The 21,703-nt window shown below is 61.3% G+C and carries 23 protein-coding genes and 1 riboswitch; of the genes, 10 read left to right on the top strand and 13 right to left on the bottom strand.

Annotation, left to right across the window (positions count from 1 at the left end; genetic code table 11):
- Positions 1-89: 89 nt before the first annotated feature.
- From HMPREF2690_RS12490 to HMPREF2690_RS02880, 7 genes are all read left to right on the top strand, one after another.
- On the top strand, positions 90-770 hold the full coding sequence (locus HMPREF2690_RS12490) for a metal-dependent transcriptional regulator (protein WP_022862719.1): 681 nt from the start codon (positions 90-92) through the stop codon (positions 768-770).
- A gap of 116 nt (positions 771-886) precedes the next feature.
- On the top strand, positions 887-1,336 hold the full coding sequence (gene nrdI, locus HMPREF2690_RS02860; protein WP_052093126.1) for a class Ib ribonucleoside-diphosphate reductase assembly flavoprotein NrdI: 450 nt from the start codon (positions 887-889) through the stop codon (positions 1,334-1,336).
- A gap of 67 nt (positions 1,337-1,403) precedes the next feature.
- A complete protein-coding gene (gene nrdE, locus HMPREF2690_RS02865) occupies positions 1,404-3,599 on the top strand; it encodes a class 1b ribonucleoside-diphosphate reductase subunit alpha (RefSeq protein ID WP_052205721.1) in 2,196 nt (731 codons plus the stop codon).
- Positions 3,600-3,650: 51 nt separating this feature from the next.
- A complete protein-coding gene (gene nrdF / locus HMPREF2690_RS02870; protein ID WP_034666259.1) occupies positions 3,651-4,676 on the top strand; it encodes a class 1b ribonucleoside-diphosphate reductase subunit beta in 1,026 nt (341 codons plus the stop codon).
- Complete coding sequence (locus HMPREF2690_RS11885; protein ID WP_133065267.1) at positions 4,657-4,929, top strand: hypothetical protein; 273 nt, start codon at positions 4,657-4,659, stop codon at positions 4,927-4,929. The genes nrdF and HMPREF2690_RS11885 overlap by 20 nt, the downstream gene beginning before the upstream one ends.
- A gap of 40 nt (positions 4,930-4,969) precedes the next feature.
- A complete protein-coding gene (locus HMPREF2690_RS02875; RefSeq protein ID WP_022862715.1) occupies positions 4,970-5,551 on the top strand; it encodes an NADPH-dependent FMN reductase in 582 nt (193 codons plus the stop codon).
- Between the two features lie 279 nt (positions 5,552-5,830).
- The gene (locus tag HMPREF2690_RS02880; RefSeq protein WP_141743335.1) at positions 5,831-6,346 is read left to right on the top strand and encodes a cytosine permease; all 516 of its coding nucleotides are present in this window, start codon (positions 5,831-5,833) and stop codon (positions 6,344-6,346) included.
- Between the two features lie 32 nt (positions 6,347-6,378).
- On the opposite strand, the gene HMPREF2690_RS02885 is transcribed toward HMPREF2690_RS02880, so the two are convergent.
- The 8 genes from HMPREF2690_RS02885 to HMPREF2690_RS02920 all read right to left on the bottom strand — a co-directional run bounded on the left by HMPREF2690_RS02885 (position 6,379) and on the right by HMPREF2690_RS02920 (position 12,206).
- Entirely contained in the window at positions 6,379-6,849 is a 471-nt protein-coding gene (locus tag HMPREF2690_RS02885; RefSeq protein ID WP_070820133.1) for a hypothetical protein, read from the bottom strand.
- A gap of 97 nt (positions 6,850-6,946) precedes the next feature.
- A complete protein-coding gene (locus tag HMPREF2690_RS02890; protein ID WP_070422538.1) occupies positions 6,947-7,396 on the bottom strand; it encodes a hypothetical protein in 450 nt (149 codons plus the stop codon).
- A gap of 17 nt (positions 7,397-7,413) precedes the next feature.
- Positions 7,414-8,514 carry a ThiF family adenylyltransferase gene (locus tag HMPREF2690_RS02895; protein WP_256380946.1) on the bottom strand — a complete coding sequence of 367 codons (1,101 nt, stop codon included), beginning with the start codon at positions 8,512-8,514 and terminating at the stop codon, positions 7,414-7,416.
- 4 nt (positions 8,515-8,518) lie between these two features.
- Positions 8,519-9,310 (bottom strand): thiazole synthase, encoded by a 792-nt coding sequence (locus HMPREF2690_RS02900; protein ID WP_070820134.1) that lies wholly within the window; start codon positions 9,308-9,310, stop codon positions 8,519-8,521.
- A gap of 2 nt (positions 9,311-9,312) precedes the next feature.
- Positions 9,313-9,507 (bottom strand): sulfur carrier protein ThiS, encoded by a 195-nt coding sequence (thiS, locus tag HMPREF2690_RS02905; protein WP_070820135.1) that lies wholly within the window; start codon positions 9,505-9,507, stop codon positions 9,313-9,315.
- Positions 9,498-10,559, bottom strand: a complete 1,062-nt coding sequence (thiO, locus tag HMPREF2690_RS02910) for a glycine oxidase ThiO (RefSeq protein WP_070820136.1) — start codon at positions 10,557-10,559, stop codon at positions 9,498-9,500. The genes thiS and thiO overlap by 10 nt, the downstream gene beginning before the upstream one ends.
- 5 nt (positions 10,560-10,564) lie before the next feature.
- On the bottom strand, positions 10,565-11,236 hold the full coding sequence (locus tag HMPREF2690_RS02915; RefSeq protein ID WP_070483064.1) for a thiamine phosphate synthase: 672 nt from the start codon (positions 11,234-11,236) through the stop codon (positions 10,565-10,567).
- 34 nt (positions 11,237-11,270) lie between these two features.
- Positions 11,271-12,206: a cation diffusion facilitator family transporter gene (locus tag HMPREF2690_RS02920; RefSeq protein WP_070820137.1), complete on the bottom strand. Its 936-nt coding sequence runs from the start codon at positions 12,204-12,206 to the stop codon at positions 11,271-11,273.
- Positions 12,207-12,286: 80 nt separating this feature from the next.
- On the opposite strand from HMPREF2690_RS02920, the gene HMPREF2690_RS02925 reads away from it, so the two are divergent.
- Positions 12,287-14,023: a BCCT family transporter gene (locus HMPREF2690_RS02925; RefSeq protein WP_083320293.1), complete on the top strand. Its 1,737-nt coding sequence runs from the start codon at positions 12,287-12,289 to the stop codon at positions 14,021-14,023.
- A 20-nt stretch (positions 14,024-14,043) separates the two neighbouring features.
- Here HMPREF2690_RS02925 and HMPREF2690_RS02930 read toward each other — a convergent pair whose 3' ends face one another.
- Genes HMPREF2690_RS02930 through HMPREF2690_RS02940 form a run of 3 tightly spaced genes read right to left on the bottom strand, consistent with a single transcriptional unit; the run spans position 14,044 to position 16,962 of the window.
- Positions 14,044-14,478 (bottom strand): GNAT family N-acetyltransferase, encoded by a 435-nt coding sequence (locus HMPREF2690_RS02930; protein WP_070820138.1) that lies wholly within the window; start codon positions 14,476-14,478, stop codon positions 14,044-14,046.
- The gene (locus HMPREF2690_RS02935; RefSeq protein ID WP_070820139.1) at positions 14,453-15,712 is read right to left on the bottom strand and encodes a DUF418 domain-containing protein; all 1,260 of its coding nucleotides are present in this window, start codon (positions 15,710-15,712) and stop codon (positions 14,453-14,455) included. Before HMPREF2690_RS02935 ends, HMPREF2690_RS02930 begins: the two co-directional genes overlap by 26 nt.
- Before the next feature lie 35 nt (positions 15,713-15,747).
- Positions 15,748-16,962, bottom strand: a complete 1,215-nt coding sequence (locus tag HMPREF2690_RS02940; protein WP_070452085.1) for an amidohydrolase — start codon at positions 16,960-16,962, stop codon at positions 15,748-15,750.
- A gap of 132 nt (positions 16,963-17,094) precedes the next feature.
- Between HMPREF2690_RS02940 and HMPREF2690_RS02945 the strand changes: the two genes are divergently transcribed.
- On the top strand, positions 17,095-17,970 hold the full coding sequence (locus HMPREF2690_RS02945; protein ID WP_246819499.1) for a chymotrypsin family serine protease: 876 nt from the start codon (positions 17,095-17,097) through the stop codon (positions 17,968-17,970).
- A gap of 40 nt (positions 17,971-18,010) precedes the next feature.
- Here HMPREF2690_RS02945 and HMPREF2690_RS02950 read toward each other — a convergent pair whose 3' ends face one another.
- The gene (locus HMPREF2690_RS02950; protein WP_246819500.1) at positions 18,011-18,805 is read right to left on the bottom strand and encodes an inositol monophosphatase family protein; all 795 of its coding nucleotides are present in this window, start codon (positions 18,803-18,805) and stop codon (positions 18,011-18,013) included.
- 7 nt (positions 18,806-18,812) lie between these two features.
- Positions 18,813-20,642, bottom strand: a complete 1,830-nt coding sequence (thiC, locus tag HMPREF2690_RS02955; RefSeq protein ID WP_070820151.1) for a phosphomethylpyrimidine synthase ThiC — start codon at positions 20,640-20,642, stop codon at positions 18,813-18,815.
- A riboswitch (TPP riboswitch) is annotated at positions 20,640-20,751 on the bottom strand. It overlaps the preceding gene by 3 nt.
- Positions 20,752-20,808: 57 nt before the next feature.
- Between thiC and prfB the strand changes: the two genes are divergently transcribed.
- The coding region (gene prfB, locus HMPREF2690_RS02960; protein WP_070820141.1) for a peptide chain release factor 2 at positions 20,809-21,703 on the top strand (895 nt) is incomplete at its 3' end.

Here is a 21,703-nt window from a genome sequence, read left to right on the forward strand (position 1 = left end):
AGCAAGCGTTACACCACACTAAGGGACGCAACCTGAGCGTTGGGGCACAGCGCCTAAGGCGCATACGGAAGCTGGGTTAGCATTTACTCATGTCTGTTTCTGAGCTGTCCACCAGTACCCAGAACTATTTGAAAGCTATCTGGGGGCTAAAGGAATGGTCATCCGAGCCCGTTACCGCCACACTTATAGCGAAACAGCTGGGACTCAAGCTCTCCTCGGTCTCCGATGCAGTGCGCAAAATGTCGAAGCAAGGGCTCGTGTCACACACGCCCTATGGCTCTGTGGAGTTAACCGAACTTGGCAGGCAGTACGCATTGGTCATGGTGCGCCGCCACCGATTGCTTGAGTCTTTTTTGGTTCAAGCATTGGATTATACGTGGGACGAGGTCCATGATGAAGCCGAAAATCTTGAACACGCGGTGTCTGACATGCTCATAGAGCGCGTGGATAAGTTCCTCAATTACCCCACTAGGGATCCACACGGCGACCCTATCCCTACGGTTGATGGACAGGTCACTATCCCCAGTGCGCACCGTCTCACCGACAGCGGCGCACAACCGCAGGTGACCGTGGAACGCATTTCTGATTCCGACCCACAACTGCTGGCCTTCCTCAAAGAGCAAGGCATCGTCATTGGGGCTGTTCTTACCACGCGCGAAGGAACGCCCTTTTCAGAATCGCTCGAAGTACAGGTAGCCGACAGTACTCAGTGGGTAGTACTTGGGCGCCCAGCTACGGACGCAGTGTTTGTAGCACACCACAGCCTGTAGTCTTTCCCTTTCTCATTAATCCGGTCCCTACCTGCCCTTTTAAAAACTACGGTGCGGCGTAGTTTGCAACTACGGTAGTACGTAGTTAATCTTTTCGATCATCACCTATCCCACTTATGGCTAAGGCCAGGATGAGCAGGATTGTCATGTCAGACTCACCAGATTTGGTGTACTTTTCTAGCGTTTCTGAAAACACAAAAAGATTCGTCGAACGCTTAGATAGACCCGCAGTGCGCATTCCACTGCGGCCCAAGAAAACCGGAATGATCCAGGTTTCACACCCGTACGTACTCATCGTTCCAACCTACGGCGGTGGCTCGCTCAAACGCGCAGTCCCCAAACAGGTCATCGACTTCCTCAATGACCCAATCAACCGTTCCTTTATCCGGGGCGTGATTACCTCAGGCAATACCAACTTCGGAAGCGCTTACTGCGTCGCCGGCCGCATCATTTCCGCTAAGTGCCACGTTCCAGAGCTGTATCACTTCGAGCTACTCGGCACGCAGAAGGACGTTGCCGCTGTAAAGCAGGGCCTTCACAAGTTTTGGGAGCAGCAAAGCAACTAACAATTACACCCCATTGATTTCCCACAAAATGAAGACCACATCCGCAACACACAGATTGGAAACCACAATGCCGCCACTTAAGGCCACCCCCACACAGCCCATTGGCCCTACGCCCCGCACCGCTTCAGCAGACGATGCCGGCGGTGTCGGTAAGCGCAAGAGCTACCATGCACTCAACGCGCAGCTGAACCTATTCGACGATTCGGGAAGAATCCAGTTCGACAAGGACATTGAGGCAACACAAGACTTTTTAGCGCACCATGTCACTCCCCGCATGCATCAGTTTGAATCCACCAAGCAGCGCTTGGAGTGGTTGGTTGATAACGAATACTACGAGCGGGAATTCCTTGAGCTTTATGATGACGATTTTCTGTGCACTATGTACGACAGAGCCCACCGAGCCAAGCATCAGTTCCGCACTTTCCTCGGCGCATTTAAGTTCTTTACTTCATACGCACTGAAAACCTTTGATGGCTCGCGATTTCTGGAAGGCTACGAAGAACGCGTCGCCACCACAGCTTTGTACCTTGCACAGGGCGATGAAGAGCTTGCGGAGAAGCTGGTGGATGACATCATGACCGGACGCTTCCAGCCCGCCACCCCTACTTTTCTCAACGCAGGAAAAGCCCAGCGTGGCGAAATGGTCTCCTGCTTCCTCCTTCGCATCGAAGACAATTTGGAAAGCATTGGCCGCAGCGTGAACTCTGCACTGCAGCTTTCAAAACGCGGCGGTGGTGTGGCCTTGTTACTGAGCAATCTGCGCGAATCCGGAGCCCCAATCAAAAAGATTGAGAACCAAGCTTCCGGCGTAGTCCCAGTCATGAAAATTCTGGAAGATAGCTTCAGCTATGCCAACCAATTGGGCGCTCGACAGGGCGCTGGAGCCGTCTACCTACATGCGCACCATCCAGATATTCTTCGTTTCCTGGATACCAAGCGGGAAAATGCCGATGAGAAAGTCCGCATTAAGACTCTTTCGCTGGGAGTTGTTATTCCAGATATAACCTTCCAGCTGGCCAAAGAGAACAAGGATATGCATCTTTTTAGCCCGTATGACATCGCTCGCGAGTACGGCGTAGCCATGTCTGACATGTCTATCACCGAGTATTACGACGAGCTGGTTTCCAATCCGCGAATTTCTCATACGACTATCAAGGCCCGCGAGTTTTTCACCACGCTGGCTGAGCTTCAGTTTGAATCTGGATACCCCTACATACTCTTTGAGGATACGGTCAACCGCGCTAATCCCCTCAAAGGACATATCAATATGTCCAATCTGTGTAGTGAGATCCTCCAGGTCAACACGCCATCCACCTACGGCGCCTCAGGTAACTACACCACCGTTGGCCAGGACATTTCCTGCAATCTAGGGTCGCTCAACATCGCTAAAGCTTTTGAATCACCGGACTTTGGGGAAACTGTTGAAACCGCGGTGCGCGCTCTCACGAAGGTCTCAGACCTAACAAATATCGAAGCTGTTCCTTCCATCGCTCACGGTAATGCATCCATGCATGCCATCGGGTTGGGCCAAATGAATCTCCACGGTTTCCTGGCTTCCAAGCGTATTCCTTATGGCTGCGCCGAAGCACTGGACTTTACAAATATCTATTTCCTGACCGTGACCTATCATGCGCTCCGTGCATCCCATGCGCTAGCGGTTGAGAAAGGTCAACGATTCACTGGCTTTGAAGAATCCACCTATGCCACTGGCGTCTACTTCGACAAGTACATCGACCAAGACTGGGCGCCGGCCACTGACCACGTAAAACAGCTATTCCATGAGGCTGGCGTGCAGATTCCTCAACGCGAGGATTGGCTACGGCTCAAGAACCAAGTGATGCAAGACGGCATCTACAACGCCTACTTGCAGGCAGTTCCACCCACTGGATCAATTTCCTACATCAATGACTCCACCGCGTCCATACACCCGATTGCCTCCAAGATTGAAATACGCAAGGAAGGCCGCTTGGGGCGCGTGTACTACCCCGCACCGGAAATGACCAACGACAACTTGGAGTATTTCGATGACTCCTACACCGTGGGGTACAAAAAAATCATCGACACCTACGCTATGGCCACCCAACACGTGGACCAAGGGCTTTCCCTGACTTTGTTCTTCACCGCTGACACCACTACGCGGGACATCAACAAGGCACAAATCTATGCCTGGAAAGCCGGAATCAAGACCTTGTACTACATCCGTTTACGCCAACCTGCACTCCAGGGAACCGAGGTCGAAGGCTGCGTTTCCTGTGCTCTGTAGGAACACGGTCCTTCCTTCATTCACAACCATCCATCAAGAAAGAAAGAAGCTATGTCTTCAACATCAAACACTGCTGAGCTAACCAGCATCTCAGTTACGCCGCCAAGTTACCGGCATGACCCTTCAGCCCGCATCCGCGCCATCAATTGGAATCGGGTGAGCGATGAGAAGGATCTTGAAGTGTGGAACCGCCTCACCGCCAACTTTTGGTTGCCAGAAAAGGTTCCACTTTCAAACGATCTCCCGGCGTGGCAGAGGATGACACCGGAGGAACGCAACCTCACCATGCGGGTGTTCACGGGACTCACCACCCTGGACACCGTCCAGGCCACTGTGGGCGAAATCTGTCAGATCCAAGATGCCCGCACCGAGCACGAGGAGGCCGTGTATACCAACATCGCCTTCATGCAATCAGTCCATGCCCGTTCTTACTCTTCAGTGTTTTCTACTTTGAGCAGTACGAAAGAAATTGATGAGGCATACCGCTGGGCGGTGAATAATGACCTTCTCCAGGCACGCGCCAAAAAAGTGCTCACTCATTATTTTGGACCCGATCCACTCAAGCGCAAAGTGTCATCGACGCTGCTTTCCTCGCTGCTTCTCTACGCGGGTTTCTATCTTCCCCTGCATTTTTCCGTCCACGCCACCCTGACAAATACGGCAGACATGATTCGCCTCATTCTGCGTGACAAGGCAGTGCACGGTTACTACTCAGGCTACAAGTACCAGCGCGGACTGGAAACGTCTGCTCCACAACGGCAACAGGAGATGCATGATTTCACTATTTCCTTGCTCGAAGAGCTTTATGCCCTAGAGCTGGATTATTCCGGCGAGCTATATGAGCCGTTGGGGCTCATGGATGATGTAGCTGTATTCGTTCGCTATAACGCCAATAAGGCGCTCATGAATTTGGGCTACCCGGACTACTTCCCACCTGAAGAAACGGAAGTGAACCCGGAAATCCTCGCTGCCCTAGCACCTGGAGCAGATGAAAACCATGACTTCTTCTCCGGCTCCGGTTCCTCCTATGTCATTGGCACCGCTGAAGAAACGAGTGATGATGACTGGGATTTCTAAACCGTTTCCACGACCAGACCAAGGAAGCTGGCTTGAGACCATCGCGCTGTTTGAAGCCATCCGCGAAGGAAACCAACCAGCAGCCATGCGGCTTTTGGATACGTCCGCCGCACGGGAGGCCGTCCTCGGGGGACTGTTAGGACTCATCGAACTGTACTTCCGCCATGAAGAAGACAAAGTGGATAACTTTCTTACTGCCGCCCACGCCGCCGGGCCACCGCCTGCCTTTGGCTGCAAGCCTTTTCTCCCTTGATCGCACGTACCTACGCCCAACTAAGAAGAAAGGACTTCCTATGACCACCCCACGCATTAGTGTTATCGTCGGCAGCCTGCGCCGCGGCTCATTTGCGCGCAAGATTGCACACGAAGTGCTCACAATGATCCCTGAAAACTACCAGGCAGACATCGTTGAAATCCGTGACTTGCCGCTCTATGACTTCGACTACGATGACCCCTCGGTCACGGACAAGCCCATTCCAGCTGAGTACACCACTTTCCGCGACACCATCAAGAACTCGAGCGGCGTCCTCTTTGTTACCCCGGAAAATAACCGTACTATCCCTGCCTGTCTCAAGAATGCAGTGGACATCGGTTCCAAGCCCAACTCGGATGTGGCTTGGAAGAACCTTCCCGCAGGTATCATCAGTCACTCTGTAGGCCGCATGGGCGGCTACAGTTCACAGAAGAACCTCCGGCTCGCCCTGTCCTACTTCGATATGCCGCTTCCTGGTCAGCCCGAGGTATTCCTTGGCCAATCCCCCACCCTCTTCGAAGACTCCGGCCATCTCAATGAAGGCACCGCAGGCTTTGTCAAAGACTACGTTATACGCTTCCTGCAGTTGGTCGACATGACATTAACAGCCAAGCACAGCTAGCGACGGCGACTAACCCTAGCCACCGCCCTCTACGAAGTACTTGAAGGCTTCTAAAGGGCCTTCTCAAAGACACAAACCCCGGATTCACACTCATCCTTGAGTTACCTGAATCTGAACCCAGGACGCTTCAAAAACACCGCTCTAATTCTTCGATTTTCGCTGAATTAGAGCGGTTTTAGCGCTGTCGCTGGACACTGACCCTGGCGACATCCTGTTAGGCCGCTACAGGGCCATACAGGGCAGGGGAGACCCCCATCTACGGCTTGCCGCCGTCGGGGGGTGCTGGGCATCTACTCTTCGGGCCTGACGCTGCTCACCCTTGGGATTAAGATCTCGCGTCCGGCGGCTGCAGCTATCGACGGCGTCATTTTGACCATCGGCACCATCTGGGTCGTCTTCGTCTCCCAAAGCTTCCTTGGGCCGTTCCAGTCGTTCCTGATCACCCTCGGCGTGCCGCTGGCTAGCTGGGCAGGCATTCTCGTTGCGGACATCTTCGCCCGCACTAAGGATTACGACGAGCCGGCGTTGTACGATTCGGCAGGTCGCTACGGCGCCGTGGACTGGACCTCGATCGGGATCCTTGCCGTGTCCTCGGTGATCGGTTGGGGTCTTGTGGCCAACATGTTTGCGGAGGAAGCTTCCTGGAACAACTGGCAGGGATACTTCCTGCCACTGGTTGGGGAGCACTGGGCGGACGCGAACCTCGGTGTGCTCGTCGCACTCGTACTCTCCTTCGTGGCGGCGTGGTTTGGGCGCCGGGGCCGCATCCGCCGTCAGGAGGGGACTGCGGCCTAGGAGTCGCGCCCTGCCGTGCCCGACCCGGCGTCCTACCGCGCCGGGTTGCTGACCAAGATCCGATCCACCTGCTCGGCCAAATCTTCCGGCGCGGTGTCGAAGTCGCCGGGCAGTTCCCGATCCGCCTGCTCGAGCGCTTCCTGGTCGTGCTCGCCGGTGGCAAGGTGCGCCTCCGCCTCGTCGAGAAGCCGCTTCAACCGTGTCAGGTTGAGTTGGTAAGCACCGTCGTTTTCGGGGCCGGGGACCTCCTGGAGCCAACCCGTGCCGGTGAAGGTGGGCAGTGTCGCATCGATGATGTCGCGCTTCAGCCAGTTGGTCATGCGGGGCCCACCGAAGTTTTCCACCCGGCCCGCTGTTGCTTGGCGGACGGTGCCGGTGGGGGTGAGGGTGGGGCCAGTGGTGTCGTCTGCAAGCAACGCCACCTGCATCAAAGTTTTCAGTTCTCGGGGAAATAGGGACGGGGCTTCAATGCACCCCACTGCGGCTTTGAGCAGTTCGCCCAACAACGCCTCCTTATTCGGTTGTGTTCGGACAAGGAGACATTATAAATCCGCCTCCGACACCGGGAGGCGGATTCTCGAACGGATGTGTGGTTTGTGGTTAGCGCTGCAACTTCCAGATCACGGAGTTCGTGGAACCTGCGCGCACGAGCGCGATGTTGGCGGTGTCGAAGACGTAGAGCTCACCGGTAAAGCCCGGGACAATGAACGCGGAGCCGAAGCGCTGCACCTGCAGCGGGTTGAGCTTCTTCGGCTGGCCCACAAAGCCTTGGTTCCAGCAGTGGGTGCCGGTAAAGCCTCGGCTGATGGACACTGCGGGGATGAGCTGCTCTGGAGGGTTGCACTCCGGCTGGGTTTTGCGGGCGGTGTCGGAGACGCAAATGGTTTTGGTTTCGCCGCCGACTTGGTAGGACTCGCAACGCACGTTGCCGTTCTGGTTGGAGTAGGTACCGACGTTGTTTTGTGCGGCGGCGGAGGGGGCGAGGGCTGCGGTGGCGGTAAGGATCGCGACGGCAGCGACGGTTACTGGGGCTGTACGTGTGATCTGCATAACAGAAGTATTCCAGGCTATCCCCAGCGTTGCACGCCTCCTGGCAGCGATTTCAGCACAATTCCGAGTTGTTTCGCCTGCTCTGCGTAGGTTTCTACAAATTTTTCAGAACGCACCCCGCCCGCGCAGTAGACCACCACCTCGTCGCCTTCGACGTACTCGGCCAAGGCAAGGTCAACGGCATCGGGGTTGTGCTCGATCTGGCTCAGTGGCAGGTGGGCGGAGTTAACCGGCAGGTCCGCGATCGCCCGCTCGTGGGGTTCGCGGATGTCCAGGGCGTGGGCGGTGCCGGTGGTGATGTCGTCGAAAAGCAACTGCCCCTCAGTGCTCACGGCGCAGGCGTCGGTGTAGGTGGCCAAGTGCGTGACCAGAGGGCGCGCCGGGTCGCGGGGGACGGTGAAGCGGCGGATGGTGGTGGTCAGCGCGTCGTACATGTGCAGCCGGCCGATCTCCGCCTCGCCGATGCTCGCGAGGAACTTCACGGCCTCGGTGGACATCAGCCCACCCACCACGGAGGTGGTCACGCCGAGCACACCCGCGGTGGCACAATCCGGCACGGAATCCGCATCCGGCTGGGTGGGGTAGAGGTCCCGCATGCCCACGCCACCCTCTGGCGCGCCGGGGCCGGAGTGCCACAGAGCGATGTCGCCGCGGTAGCGCAGCACCGAACCCCACAGCAGCGGCGTGCCGGTGATTTCGGCGGCGTCGGCGGCGAGGAATTTGGTGGCAAAGGTATCGGAGCCGTCGATAAGTAAGTCGATGCCGTCAAGCGCTTCGATGAAGTTGTCGGCGGTCAGGCGGTCCTTGACCGGGGTGACGGTAATGCCCGGCTGCAGCGCTCGCAGGCGCTCGGCGGCCACCTCGACCTTGCTGCGGCCCACGTCCTGGGCGCCGAAGAGGATCTGGCGGTGGATGTTGGTGATGTCCACGTGGTCGTCATCCCACACCGTAATGTTGCCAACGCCCGTGGCGGCCAGCGTCTGCATGACGGGGCAGCCCAGGCCACCGGCGCCGATGACCAACACGTGCGCGTCGTATAGGCGTTCTTGCTGCTCCGGGCCGAATCCGGGCAGGTTCATCTGGCGCGCGGTGCGCTTGAGTTCGTTTTCCGGCAGCACGGCCCTACAGCACCGCGTCTTCCCAGTCGGCCCAGCTGGCCAAACCGTCGAAGGTGGACGACGCCACGGCGTGCTCGCGCTTCGGGATGCGCCCAGCAGCGCGGGCCAGGCGGCCGGCTTCCACCGCGTGGCGCATCGCGTGCGCCATGGCCACCGGGTCCTGGCAACGGTTCACCGCGCTGGCCAACAGCACGCCCGAACACCCGAGTTCCATGGCAAGGGAGGCGTCGGATGCGGTGCCCAGGCCGGCGTCGATAAGCACCGGCACCTGCGCGCGCGAGCAGATCAACTCAATGTTGTGCGGGTTGAGGATTCCAAGTCCAGTGCCAATCGGGGAGCCCAACGGCATCACCGCCGCAGCACCGAGATCCTCCAGGCGCTTGGCGGCCACCGGGTCGTCTGAGGTGTACGCCAGCACCGTAAAGCCCTCGTCTACGAGCATCTCGCAGGCGTCGACCGTTTCCACCACGTCGGGCAGCAAGGTGCGGTCGTCCGCGATGACCTCTAGTTTCACCCAATCCGTGCCCAGCGCCTCACGCGCGAGTTTCGCCGTGATCACCGCGTCGCGCGCCGTGCGGCAGCCCGCGGTGTTCGGCAGCGGACGGATATTCAGGCGCTTGAGCAGGTCAAACACGCTCTCGCCCGCACCGGTTGTCGCCGAGTGGCGGCGCATCGCCACCGTGGTCATCTCCGTTCCAGATGCCACCAGGGCGCGCTCCAGCATGTCAAAGGAACTCGCCCCACCCGTGCCCATGATCAGGTGCGACTCAAACTGCTGGCCTGCGATCTCAAGCATGTTTAGCCTCCTTGGACGGCGGTGAGGATGTCCACCTCTGCGTCGTCGATAAGCATCCGCCCCCACTGCGAGCGCGGCACGACCTCACCGTCCACCGCCACGGCGGTGCCGGCCTCAGGCGCGCCGACCTCCGCCACCAACTCCTGCACAGTCGTGGCCTCGGTAGTGGTCTTTTCACCGTTGAGCGTTAGTTGCATTCGTGCCTCCTCGGGTCACATGCGGATAAGTCTATGAATGGCTCTTGCTTTTCGACGACCCCAGCACCACACCGAGCCCCCAACGCCGCCAGCAAAATCCCGTGCCGGAAGTAACCGGTGGAGACCACGGTGCGCTCGTCGATACGACCGATGTACGGCAAATCATCCGGCGTGCCCGGGCGCGCACCGGCGCCGGCCTCGAGGAAGTCGCACTCCTCAACCGCCGGCACCACCTCAATCGCATCCCGCAGCAGCTGGTGAACGCCCTGCACCTGGGGCTGGTCGCGGCCGTCCTCGCGTGTGGTCGCGCCGATAGTCAGCGTGTGGTCCTCGCGCGGAATGAGGTAGATCGGGCGGTCCTCCACAAACCCGCGCACCACATGGTTCAGCAGCGGATACTGGTGGTCCGGCACACGCACGTGCAGCACGTCGCCGTACACCGGGCGCAGATCCAGAAACGGGACCAGGTCGCGGGCGCCCAGACCATTAGCGACGACCACCTGATCCCCATCCAGCTTGTCCGTACTATCCACGCGCTCGTACGTGAAGGTCACCCCGGCGTTCGCGCAGGCGTCCATGAGCGCCTTGGTAAACAAGCGCGGCTGCACCTGGTGATCACCTGCAATCCGCACCGCACCGTGAATGGCAGGGGAGAGCGCCGGCTCAAGACCGCGCGCCTGCCGAGTGGTGACCTTCTCCACCGCCATGCCGTGCTTTTCCTGATACTCGCTCAGTTCCGCCAGGTGCGTCTTGTCCGCAACATCGCGCGCGACCACCAGCGTGCCCTCCGTGCGATAGCCCGTGGGCAAATCCGAGTACTTCGCGGTGAGCTTGATCAGATCCGGGTAGAGCGCCGCAGACGCCGCCATCAGCGGAAAGAGCGGGTCTTGCTTATAGACGACTTCAGCGGTAGGAGCGAGCATCCCACCCGCATAATGCGACGCCCCCGACACCGGTGCCGGGTCGTACACCGTGACCGCATGGCCGCGATCCGCCAACGTAAGCGCAGTGGACAGACCGATGATGCCAGCACCGACAACCGAGATATTCACAGCGATCAGGGTAGCGCTTTTGCCCGGTCCGTTTGGCCCCTTTCAAACTCCGCGACCACGCGCTCGCAATAGTCCTGGGAATTATCGGCGTGCATGATGCCGCGAACAATGGCCAACCCGTCCACGCCGGCAAGCGCCAGGTGGTACGCGTCGTCCACCGTCACGTCCCCGATGGCCACCAGCGGCACCTGGGCAGCCTCCACCAGGGGCGGGTAGCCGCCGAAGCCTAGGGGAGGCCGGCCCGAGTCCTTCGTCGGGGTGTTGCGGAAGGGGCCGCAGCCGATGTAATCGATCACGTCTTTGTATGCGTTCGCAGCCTGAACCAGTTCCATCGTGCCGGTGGTCAGGCCGATGATCGCGTCCGGGCCGAGCAGGTCGCGCGCTACCTTCACGTCCAGATCGTCTTGGCCCACGTGCACGCCGGCGATGCCGTGGTCGCGTAGTGCTAGGGCGACGTCGACGCGGTCGTCGATAAGCACCTGCGTCTTCGGGTTCACCTCGTGGACGGCCTCGGCCACCTCGCGGGCAAGGTCGTACAGGTCGCGCGCACTAATCGGCTTCGAGCGCACCTGCACCACCCCGGCACCGCCAGCCGCGGCGGCGCGGGCGCGCTCCACAATGTCGTCACCCTGGCCGGTGACAAAATAACAGCGTAAATCGAGTTCGGGTTTGCCCATAAGCTGCGAATCCATGCACATCACCCTATGCGGATTAGATCTGCAGCGGGCCGGTACGCGTCGGATGGCCTAGCGGCTCGATGTGCACGATCGTCTCCGCGCCACCAAGCGCTGCGGCGATACCTTCCTCCACCGCATCCGCGTGATCGTGGGAGTGATCCACCGTCCAGGAGCCTGGCACCTGCATAACCAGGTTGACCAAGCGGTCGCGGCCAGCCTCCGCCGTACGCACCGACGTGAACGTCACGCCGTTGTCCTTGGCATAGGCATCCAGAAAGTTATGGACAACCTTCTGCTCATCCTCGGGCAGCGTGTGCGACAGCAGCCCCAGGATCGCACCCTTGAGCAACTTGTAGCCGGTGAACAAGATGTTCAGGCCAACCAGCAGCGCCACAATCGGGTCGAGCGGCTGCCAGCCAGTCAGCCACACCAGGGCCATGCCCACGATGACACCCACCGTGGTCCACACGTCCGTGATCAAGTGGTGCCCGTCCGCGTTCAGGGTGGTGGAGCGGTACTTCTTACCCGCACGGATGAGCGCGACACCCACGCCGAGGTTCAACAGTGTGGCCACGATAGAGAACGCCAGGCCGATGCCGAGCTGCTGCACCGGTACCGGGTTGATCAGGCGATCCACCGCCGTATAAATGATCACCATAGAGGCGATCAGGATGAGTGTGCCCTCCACCTGGGCGGAGAAGTACTCGGCGCGGGAGTGGCCAAAGTTGTGGTTGTCGTCCGCCGGCTTGGCTGAAAGCTTCAGCGCCCACAGGCCCACGGCGGCTGCGACGAGGTTGATCCCGGACTCCAACGTGTCCGAGAGAAAACCCACAGAACCCGTCACCCACGCCGCGGTTGCCTTCAGTGCAATGGTGAGGATGGCGGCGCCGATGGAGAGCCACATGAAGCGCTCGAGAAGTTTTTGTTCATCGACAGCTGCCCTGGTAGCAGCGGGTTCTTGGGTATTCATAGCGGGACGAATCGTAGCACTTAAGTACGCTGGTTGCCCACGTTAATGCAGTTGTTTCCCACAAGTTAGGAACACCCCTTATGGCGCGACCACGCCGTCTCCACTCAGACCCCTTGATTTTCTTCTCCGCCTTGGGGTTCATCCTCATCTTCGTCGCGGGCACCATCGCGTTTGGCGATACCGCCCGCAAGACCTACGCCGCCGTCTCCGGCTGGCTCATGGACCACTTCACGTGGCTCTACGTCGGCGGCATTTCTGCCACGCTGGTCTTTTTGATCTGTGTGTTCGTCTCCCGCTACGGCAACCTGCGGCTTGGCGACGACGACGATGAACCCGAATACTCATACCCCGTCTGGTTCGGCATGCTCTTTGCCGCCGGCATGGGCGCAACACTCATGTTCTGGGGTGCCGCCGAGCCACTGAACCACGCCTTCAACCCGCCACGCGGCGGCTACGAATCGATGAGCCGCGACGCGATCATCCAGGCGTTCGAGTTCACCTACTACCACTTCGGCATCCACATGTGGGTGATTTTCACGTTGCCTGGTCTGGCGGTGGGGTACTTCGTCTATAAGCGCAAAATGCCCGCGCGAATGTCCTCCATGTTCGCGCCGCTGCTCGGCCGCCGCGTGTACGAAGCGCCGGGCAAACTTCTCGACGCCCTGGGCATCATCGGCACCGTCTTCGGCCTCGCCGTCTCCGTCGGCCTGGGCGTGCTGCAGATTTCCGCCGGCATGAACATCCTCTGGGACGTGCCCCTGGTCACCCCGGTGCAAATCGCCATCATCTGCGGCATCACCATCGCCGCCTCCATCTCCGTGGCAACCGGCCTGGACAAAGGCGTGAAGATCCTGTCCAACCTGAATATCGCCGGCACCATCGCACTGATGCTCTTCGTGCTGCTCACCGGCCCCACCCTGAAACTGCTCGGCCAGATCACCGAATCCTTCGGCATCTACGCCCAATCCCTGCCCGAGCTGATGTTCTGGGTCGACTCCTACAACGACAATCCCGGCTGGCACGCCACCTGGACCGCCTTCTACTGGGCATGGACCATCTGCTGGTCGCCATTCGTGGGCATGTTCTTCGCCCGCATCTCCCGCGGCCGCACCGTCCGCGAATTCATCGGCGGCACTCTGCTGCTGCCCACCGCGTTCGACCTGGTGTGGTTTTCCATCTTCGGCCGCGCAGCCATCGACATGGAAGAGCACAACCCCGGCGTGCTGACCAAACCCGTGGTGGAAGACGGCGACACCCCACAAGCATTGTTCACCCTGCTTGCGGACTACCCGCTGTACACCATCACCGGCACCGTCGCCCTGATTGTGATCGTGTTCTACTTCGTCACATCCATGGACTCCGCCGCCCTGGTGATGGACATGTTCGCCTCCGGCGAGGAAAACAAATCACCCACCTACTACCGCGTCGGCTGGGTCGTCGCCGTCGGCCTGGTCACCGGCGCGCTGCTGTTTATCAACGACTCCGGCATCAACGCCCTCCAACAAGTCGTGATTATCATCGCCCTGCCGTTCTTCTTCATGTACTTCGTCATGATGTACTCCCTGGTCAAGGCCATGAGCGACGACTCCGCCGCCGCCCGCAAGACCCGCTCCCGCACCTGGGAGAAGACCGACACCGCCGAGAAACTCGAAGAAGGCGAAAACAAACCCGCGCCGGGTTACGACGCGCAAGGCAACGAGGTGGAGCGCCCCGAACTCGAATACGACGCCGAGGACGACTCCTGGAAGTTCCCCGAAGGCTTCAAACTCGAGCGCGGCGACCGCGACACTATTGTCGACGAACGCCGCCAGGACTAGCGCTTGGCCTAGCGCCAGGACTAGCGCTTGATCCGCATCTTGCGGTGGGGAACTCCGGTGTCCAGAAATTCCTCACCCTCGGCCACGAGCCCGAACTGCTCGTAGTAGCCGACAAGGCCGGCCTGCGCCTCGATGACCAAATCCCCGGGGAACCGCTCCGTGTACTCGATACCCGCACGCACAATCTCCGGGCCAAGGCCCGAGCCGCGGTGGTCGGGGTGGACCACGAAACGCCCAAAGCGCGATCCCGTCTCGGTGGGGAAGACGCGGGCGCAGCCGGCGAGGGTGTCGTCGTCAAGCAAAGCAAGAATGTGCTTCGTTTCGGGGTTGGCGTCCTGATCATCAATCTCCGCGTACGGGGACTGCTGCTCCGCCACGAACGTATCCACCCGCAACTTGTACAACTGGTGGACCTGGCGCGGCGTCATCTCATCCAGCGATAGAAACCTGATCATGCTTCGGCTCAATCCTTCCTGTCTTGCCATACGAGAGGTGGCGGTGAGCCCACTCAAACGGCCCCTGCTTGCCCGCGCGCTCCAGCAGCACCGCGAGCGCAATCGTGATCGCCCACACCAGCAGGCCAATGCCCAGCTTGCCGGTCACCGTGGTGTCCAGGCCGATGCCCAGAAACGCCGGGGTGCACAACAATACGAACAGCACCGACTGTGCCAGATAGCCCGACATGGAACGCTTACCCAGCGCCACGAACGCGCGCGCCCACCCCGGCACGTCGTTGTTCAACCGGTGCGTGGCCAGCGCGAGCGCCGCCAGGATGCCCGGGCCCGTGAGGTAGCCCAGCGCCTGGTTCAGGATGAACAGCGGCAGCTCCCACTGCGCCGGCAGCACACCCGCGGCCGCCAAGCCCCACGGCAAGCCGATGCCGACGATGATCACCGCGGCGATAACGGTCCAGGTGATAAGGGTTTTGCGGTGCGTGGTGACGTCGATAAGCACCCGCTCCCGCGCCCACACAAACCCAATAATCGCCAACGCCCATAGCTGCAACGCCGCAACCGGCTGCATGGCCAACATGCCCAACGCCATCTGCAGGTTTGAGGAGAAATATGCCGCTGGCGTATCAAACGTGATCGTCGGATCCGGCTGGATAAACCCACCCGAAGAATCGAAGAAGAACGCCGAGACACCACCTAACACCCCGAACGTGGTGAACAGCCCCAGAATCGAATACGCCACAACCCGCAGCGTCTTCGACGACCACGACAACCCCCACGCCAACAAGATGCCCACCAGGCCATACGTGAACATAATGTCGCCATAAAACAGGCCAAGCATGTGCGCCAGGCCAAACAATGCGAGCATTGCGTATCGACGAACCAACACCCGCCGCGCATCCTTCAACGGATAGTGCTTGCGGTAGAGACTGGCCGCCACCAGCCCGAAGCCGAACCCCAACAGGGTGGAGAACATCGGCAGGCCACGCACGTGGATAAACATCGCGGCGAACACGGCGCTGACCTGGTCGATGACGCTGTCCGGGCGGACACCACCCACCGACCAGCCCGCACGCGACTGATCCTCCGACCAATCATTCGTGATCCACGTCTGCGCCACATTCGCCATCGCGATGCCAAGCAGTGCGGTGCCGCGCGCCAGGTCAGGCACGATCAGGCGCTGCTTTTGGGTTTGCGCGGGTTGCTGGTTCGGGTGCGGTGCCGCATGCGAATTCATGCGGCTCAACCTACACGGCTACCGCGACATGTTCGCTACGGCATCAGCCACGGCGACACCGCCGCCAAGATTGTGCGCGTCGAATGATCCAGCACCGGGTCCAGATCCGGAGCGAACAGCGGCGAGTGGTTTGCCGGGGCGCCCTCCATTTCCTTCTTGCTGCCTACCGCCCAGTAGAAGTACGGCACGCCCCAAGCTTCCGCGATGGTGGGGAAGTCCTCCGAACCCGACAACCGGCCGAAGTTGCCCGCGCGCTTACCAAACTGCTCGCGGAACACCGCCATGACCTTCTCCGTCGGCTCCTCGTGGTTACTAAACACCGGGGCGCCGCCAATGACCTCGAAGGTGGGCTCCCGGTCGCAACCCGCAATGGCGCATTCTCCTTGGACGATGCGCTTGATGTCGCCGTTAAGCTTGTCCGAAATTTCCTGCGTAAACGCGCGCGTGGACACCTTGAGCTCCACCGAATCCGGGATGGTGTTCGGCGAATCGCCGCCGTGGACCGCGCCGACCGTGACTACGCCCATCTCCTGCGGATCGATGTTGCGCGAAATGATCGTCTGCAGGCTCATGATCACCTTCGCCGCAAGCACCACCGGGTCGATGCCATGCTGCGGCATCGAGCCGTGCGAGCCGCGGCCGAAAATCGTGATCTTGGTCTGCACGCACGTGGAAAACACCGGGCCGGACAGTGCGCCGACGCCGTAATCGTCGATCCACGGGCCCACGTGCTGGCCCAACACCACATCCGGCTTGACGATCTTCTCCGCCAAACCCGCTTGCGCCATATCCACCGCGCCCGCGCCGGTTTCCTCACCCGGCTGGAACAGTGCGATAAACGTGCCCGACCACAGGTCCTTGTGCTGCGCCAACGCCTCCGCCGCACCCAGCAGGGCAGTCGTGTGCATGTCGTGGCCGCACGCATGCATCCGGTTCAGCGCCGGGTCCGCCGAGTATTCCAGGCCGGTCGCCTCGCTGATCGGCAGGGCATCGAAATCCGCGCGGAAGCACACCACCGGACCCTCGCCGTTTTCCAGCACGCCGACCTTGCCCGTCTTGCCCACCGCCGTGACGGTGTAACCGATCGCGGTGAGTAGCTCCTCAATGCGTTGCGAGGTAGCAAACTCCTGCATCGACAGCTCCGGGTTCCGGTGGAACCACTTGTAAAGGTCTTCGCGCTTGTCGCGCGTCTTGTCGATCGTGTCCTCGAAACCTGCGAGGCGTCCAGTGAGTTTCGGTAAGTCAGCCATGGGCCTACCTTACGTGCCCGAAAGCACCCCCGGGTGGGTCTTCGTATGGTTGAATGGTGCCAATGTTGCCCAAGTGATTACTGTGGCAAAAGTTGTCTTCACGCGCCTTCGAAACACTGATAGGGGATAAGTATGCGCCGCCTCCCATCGGCCCGCACCATTGTCGCTGCCGCCGTCTCCGCCCTCGCTCTCGTCGTCACGCCTGCTCTTAGCGCAGACGCCGCACCCGCGATGGCACAAAACGCAGCGCCCGTCGACACCGCCGACCCCAACTACATCTGGCGCACCGACATCATCTCCAAAGCCCTCGCCGGCAAACCCGGCGCCGACCGCGTCCTCCACCGCGTCCCCGGATCCTTCCACGACGCCCCCCGCGTCCCCGCCGAAGCCGACCAAGCCCGCGCACGCGGCAACGCCCTCTACGGACCCGGCACCCCGCTCTACGTCGGCAACACCCCCGGCTCCGAGTTCATGTGCACCACCACCGTCGCCGGCTACAACGACCGCGGCCAAAAAGTCGCCCTCACCGCCGGCCACTGCGGCAACGTCGGAGACAAGGTCAAATCCGCCGACGCACCCCAACTCGGCACCACGGGCACAATCACCCAGGTAGACAAACAAAAAGACTTCGCCGTGATCACCCTGGACAAAAACACCGAAGTCACCCGCACCTACGACGGCATCACCGCCAACCACGTCGGCGGCGCCCCCGTCCGCCCCGGCGGCACCGTGTGCAAGAAAGGCGTCGCCTCCGGCTACACCTGCGCACCCACCTTCACCGACTGGGACACCCACAACGTCAACCACGTCTGCGCCATGCAAGGCGACTCCGGCGCCCCACTCATGGTCGGCGACCGCGTCATCGGCATGATCAACGGTGGCACCTGGCGCGCACCATTCGACATCGCGTGCCACAGCCCGCTGCAGGGCCCGATCCACGCGCCGACCGCCTCGGCGCGCCTGGACTCGGTCCTGCCGTCCGTGAATGGCGGGTTCCGCCTCCCGTAGATCTCGTGGGCTCGGGGCGCGGGTCCGCCGGGAAAGACCGCTAGCCGCGGAGGCGGGCGGCGATCTCGTCGACCACGCGGGGGTTACCCGCGACGCACCAGGTCACGCCACCGGCGTCGACCTTGACGCAGCGGCCACCGACGGCCTCCACGAGCGCCTTGCCGGGCAGCCAATCCCAGTCGGGGACAGAGTGCTGCATCCACGCACCCATCTGACCTGCGGCGATATTGGCCAGGTCGACGGAGCCCGCGCCGAGCATGCGGATCGTGGCGGCCTCCGAAACCACGCGCAGCCAAGGTTCGCGAACCTCGTCGGAGGACATAAAGGTGGGGTGGAGGTAGGTCACCACGGCGCTCTCGGCGAGCGGGGCGTCCGCGAGGGTAGGCAACGCGACCCCGTTGCAGGTGGCCTCGCCGTCGGCGGCGACCCAGGTCGTGTCCAGTGCAGGGCGGTGGATGGCGGAGATGGTTGGGGTGGGGGACGTGGAGTCGTCGATAAGAGCGAGCGCCGAACAGAAGTAGTCGGAGCCTTGCGAGAAGTTGTAGGTGCCATCGACGGGGTCGATCACCCAAGTGCGGCCGGTGCGGGAGGGGCGGTTGGCGCCCTCCTCGCCGATGACGCCGTCGTTGGGGCGAAGCGCCTCGAGCGCGCTGGCGACGAAACGCTCCGCGGCACGATCCGCCTCCGTGACCACGTCAGACACGGAGGTTTTGAACTCCGTGCCCAGGCCCTCGGCGCGCATGCGAAGGGCAAGGCCGCCGGCGTGTTGGACAAGCGCGGCGGCCAGTTCGGCGTCGGAGGAGGAACGGTGTGCGTTGATAAATGCTTCAGTCACGCCGCCATTATGGCGCAGTCGGCGCACCCTCGCGGGTCTCGGGGAGGTAGACGTTGGAGCCTAAGTCGCGGAACTCCTGAGCCATCTCGCGCTCGCCGGCCTTGGCGTCGGGGCCTGCACCGCCAGCACCGCCAGCGCCGCCAGCACCGCCCGAGAAGTCGAATGACGGCATGCCGAGGTCTGCGATTTGGTCGGCGAACTCGTCGCGAATGTCCTGGCTGATGCGCATCGAGCAGAACTTTGGTCCGCACATGGAGCAGAAGTGGGCGGTCTTCGCGGGCTCGGCGGGCAGGGTTTCGTCGTGGTAGGCCTGCGCGGTGTCGGGGTCGAGGGAGAGGGCGAACTGGTCGTGCCAGCGGAACTCGAAGCGTGCCTTGCTCATGGCGTCGTCCCAGTCGCGCGCGCCGGGGTGACCCTTGGCTACGTCGGCGGCGTGGGCGGCGAGTTTGTAGGTGATCACGCCAGTTTTCACGTCGTCGCGGTTGGGAAGTCCCAGGTGTTCTTTCGGGGTGACGTAGCAGAGCATGGCGGTGCCGCCGGCGGCGATGTTGGCAGCGCCGATGGCGGACGTGATGTGGTCGTAGCCAGGGGCGATATCGGTGACCAGGGGGCCAAGGGTGTAGAACGGCGCGCCGCCACACCACTCTTGTTCTTTCTCGTTGTTCACCTGGATCATGTTGAGGGGCACGTGGCCTGGGCCTTCGATCATGACCTGGACGTCAAAGTCCCAGGCGCGGCGGCAGAGTTCGCCGATGGTTTTGAGTTCGGCGAATTGGGCGGCGTCGTTGGCGTCGGCGACGGAGCCGGGGCGGAGGCCGTCGCCAAGCGAGAATGCGACGTCGTATTGGGAGAAGATCTCACAGAGCTCGTCGAAGTTTTCGTACAGGAAGGATTCCTTGTGGTGGGCGAGGCACCAGCCGGCCATGATGGAGCCACCGCGGGAGACGATGCCGGTGACGCGCTTGGAGGTCAGCGGCACGAAGGGGAGGCGAACGCCGGCGTGGACGGTCATGTAGTCCACGCCTTGCTCGCACTGCTCGATGACGGTGTCGCGGAAGATCTCCCAGGTCAGGTCCTCGGCGATGCCATCGACCTTCTCTAGAGCCTGGTAGATGGGCACGGTGCCGATGGGCACGGGGGAGTTGCGCAGGATCCACTCGCGGGTGGCGTGGATGTCGTTGCCGGTGGATAAGTCCATGACGGTGTCGGCGCCCCAGCGGGTGGCCCAGCGCAGTTTCTCCACCTCTTCGCGGATGGAGGAGGTCACAGCGGAGTTACCGATGTTGGCGTTGATCTTGGTCAAAAATGCGTTGCCGATGATCATCGGCTCGCTTTCCGGGTGGTTGACGTTGTTCGGGATGATCGCGCGCCCAGCGGCAACCTCCGCGCGGACCTTCTCCACGTCGCAGTGTTCACGCAGCGCCACGAACTCCATCTCGCGGGTGATTTCGCCGCGGCGGGCGTAGGCCATCTGGGTGACACGCTTGCCCGGCTTGGCGCGCAACGGTTTGCGGGAGACACCACGCCACTCTTCGCTGGCGGAGCCGCGGCGGACGGCAGCGCGGCCGTCGTCAAGCAAATTGCGCTCGCGGCCGAAGTATTCCTCCACGTCGCCGCGGGCGGTGATCCACTCGCCGCGCAGATTCGGCAGGCCAACTTCCGGCTCGGCCCACGGTCCGCGGGTGCGGTAGATCTTGAACGGCTCGTTGGGGCCGGTAGGGGAGTCGTCCAGGTGGATGGCGGTTTCTGGAACCTCCAGCCCGTCCTTCAGAATCGGCGCGTATGCGTGCTTGGGGTGGATTTCCTGGGCATAAATATCGGCATGCGTTTGGGGCACGACCTTCTCCTTACTTCCTTCGCTGGTGCTAACCAGACAGGTTCGAACGGTGCTCGCGCAGGCGTAGCGCGATCTCAGCCCGATGCCTCGGGCGCCCGTGTGGGGTCGCAGCACACTCTATCCCGTCGTGGAGGTTGTGTCAGGCAGTTCGCTAGACTTCCCGGTTATGCAGCCCGAGACTCAAGCGCGGATTCAGGATCTTTCGTCCACACTTTCCACTATCGAGAAGGTGATGGACCTCGACGTGCTCCGCGAGCGCGCCCGCGAACTCGAGGCCCAAGCCGGCGACCCGTCTCTGTGGGACGATCCGGCGCACGCACAGCAGGTGACCACTGAGCTTTCCAATGTGCAGTCGCGGTTGAAGAAGGTCACGTCGTTGCGCTCGCGTATCGACGACCTGCCGGTCATGTACGAACTCGCCGAAGAAGAAGGCGACCCCTCGATGGCCGACGACGAGTTGGCGGACGTGGCAGCGCAAATCGATTCGCTTGAGGTGCAGACCATGCTCTCCGGCGAATACGACGAGCGCGAGGCCGTGGTCAACATCCGCTCTGGCGCCGGTGGCGTGGACGCGGCGGACTGGGCGGAGATGCTCATGCGCATGTACGTGCGTTGGGCGGAAAAGGCTGGCCACAAGGTGGATGTGTACGACATCTCTTACGCCGAGGAGGCCGGCATTAAGTCCGCCACGTTTGTTGTGCACGGCGATTACCTCTACGGCCAGTTGTCGGTGGAGCAGGGCGCGCACCGCCTGGTGCGTATCTCTCCGTTTGATAACCAGGGTCGTCGCCAGACTTCGTTCGCAGAGGTGGAGGTGCTGCCCGTCGTGGAGCACACCGACCACATCGACATCCCGGATTCGGACATCCGCGTGGACGTCTACCGTTCCTCTGGCCCGGGCGGACAGAGCGTGAACACCACCGACTCCGCGGTGCGCATCACCCACATTCCGACCGGCATCGTGGTGACCTGCCAGAACGAGAAGTCCCAGATTCAGAACAAGGCGTCGGCGCTCAACGTGCTGCAGTCCAAGCTTCTGGAGAAGAAGCGCCAGGAGGAAA

The sequence above is a fragment of the Corynebacterium sp. HMSC034E11 genome, from assembly GCF_001835905.1.
GTDB classification, from domain to species: domain Bacteria; phylum Actinomycetota; class Actinomycetes; order Mycobacteriales; family Mycobacteriaceae; genus Corynebacterium; species Corynebacterium coyleae.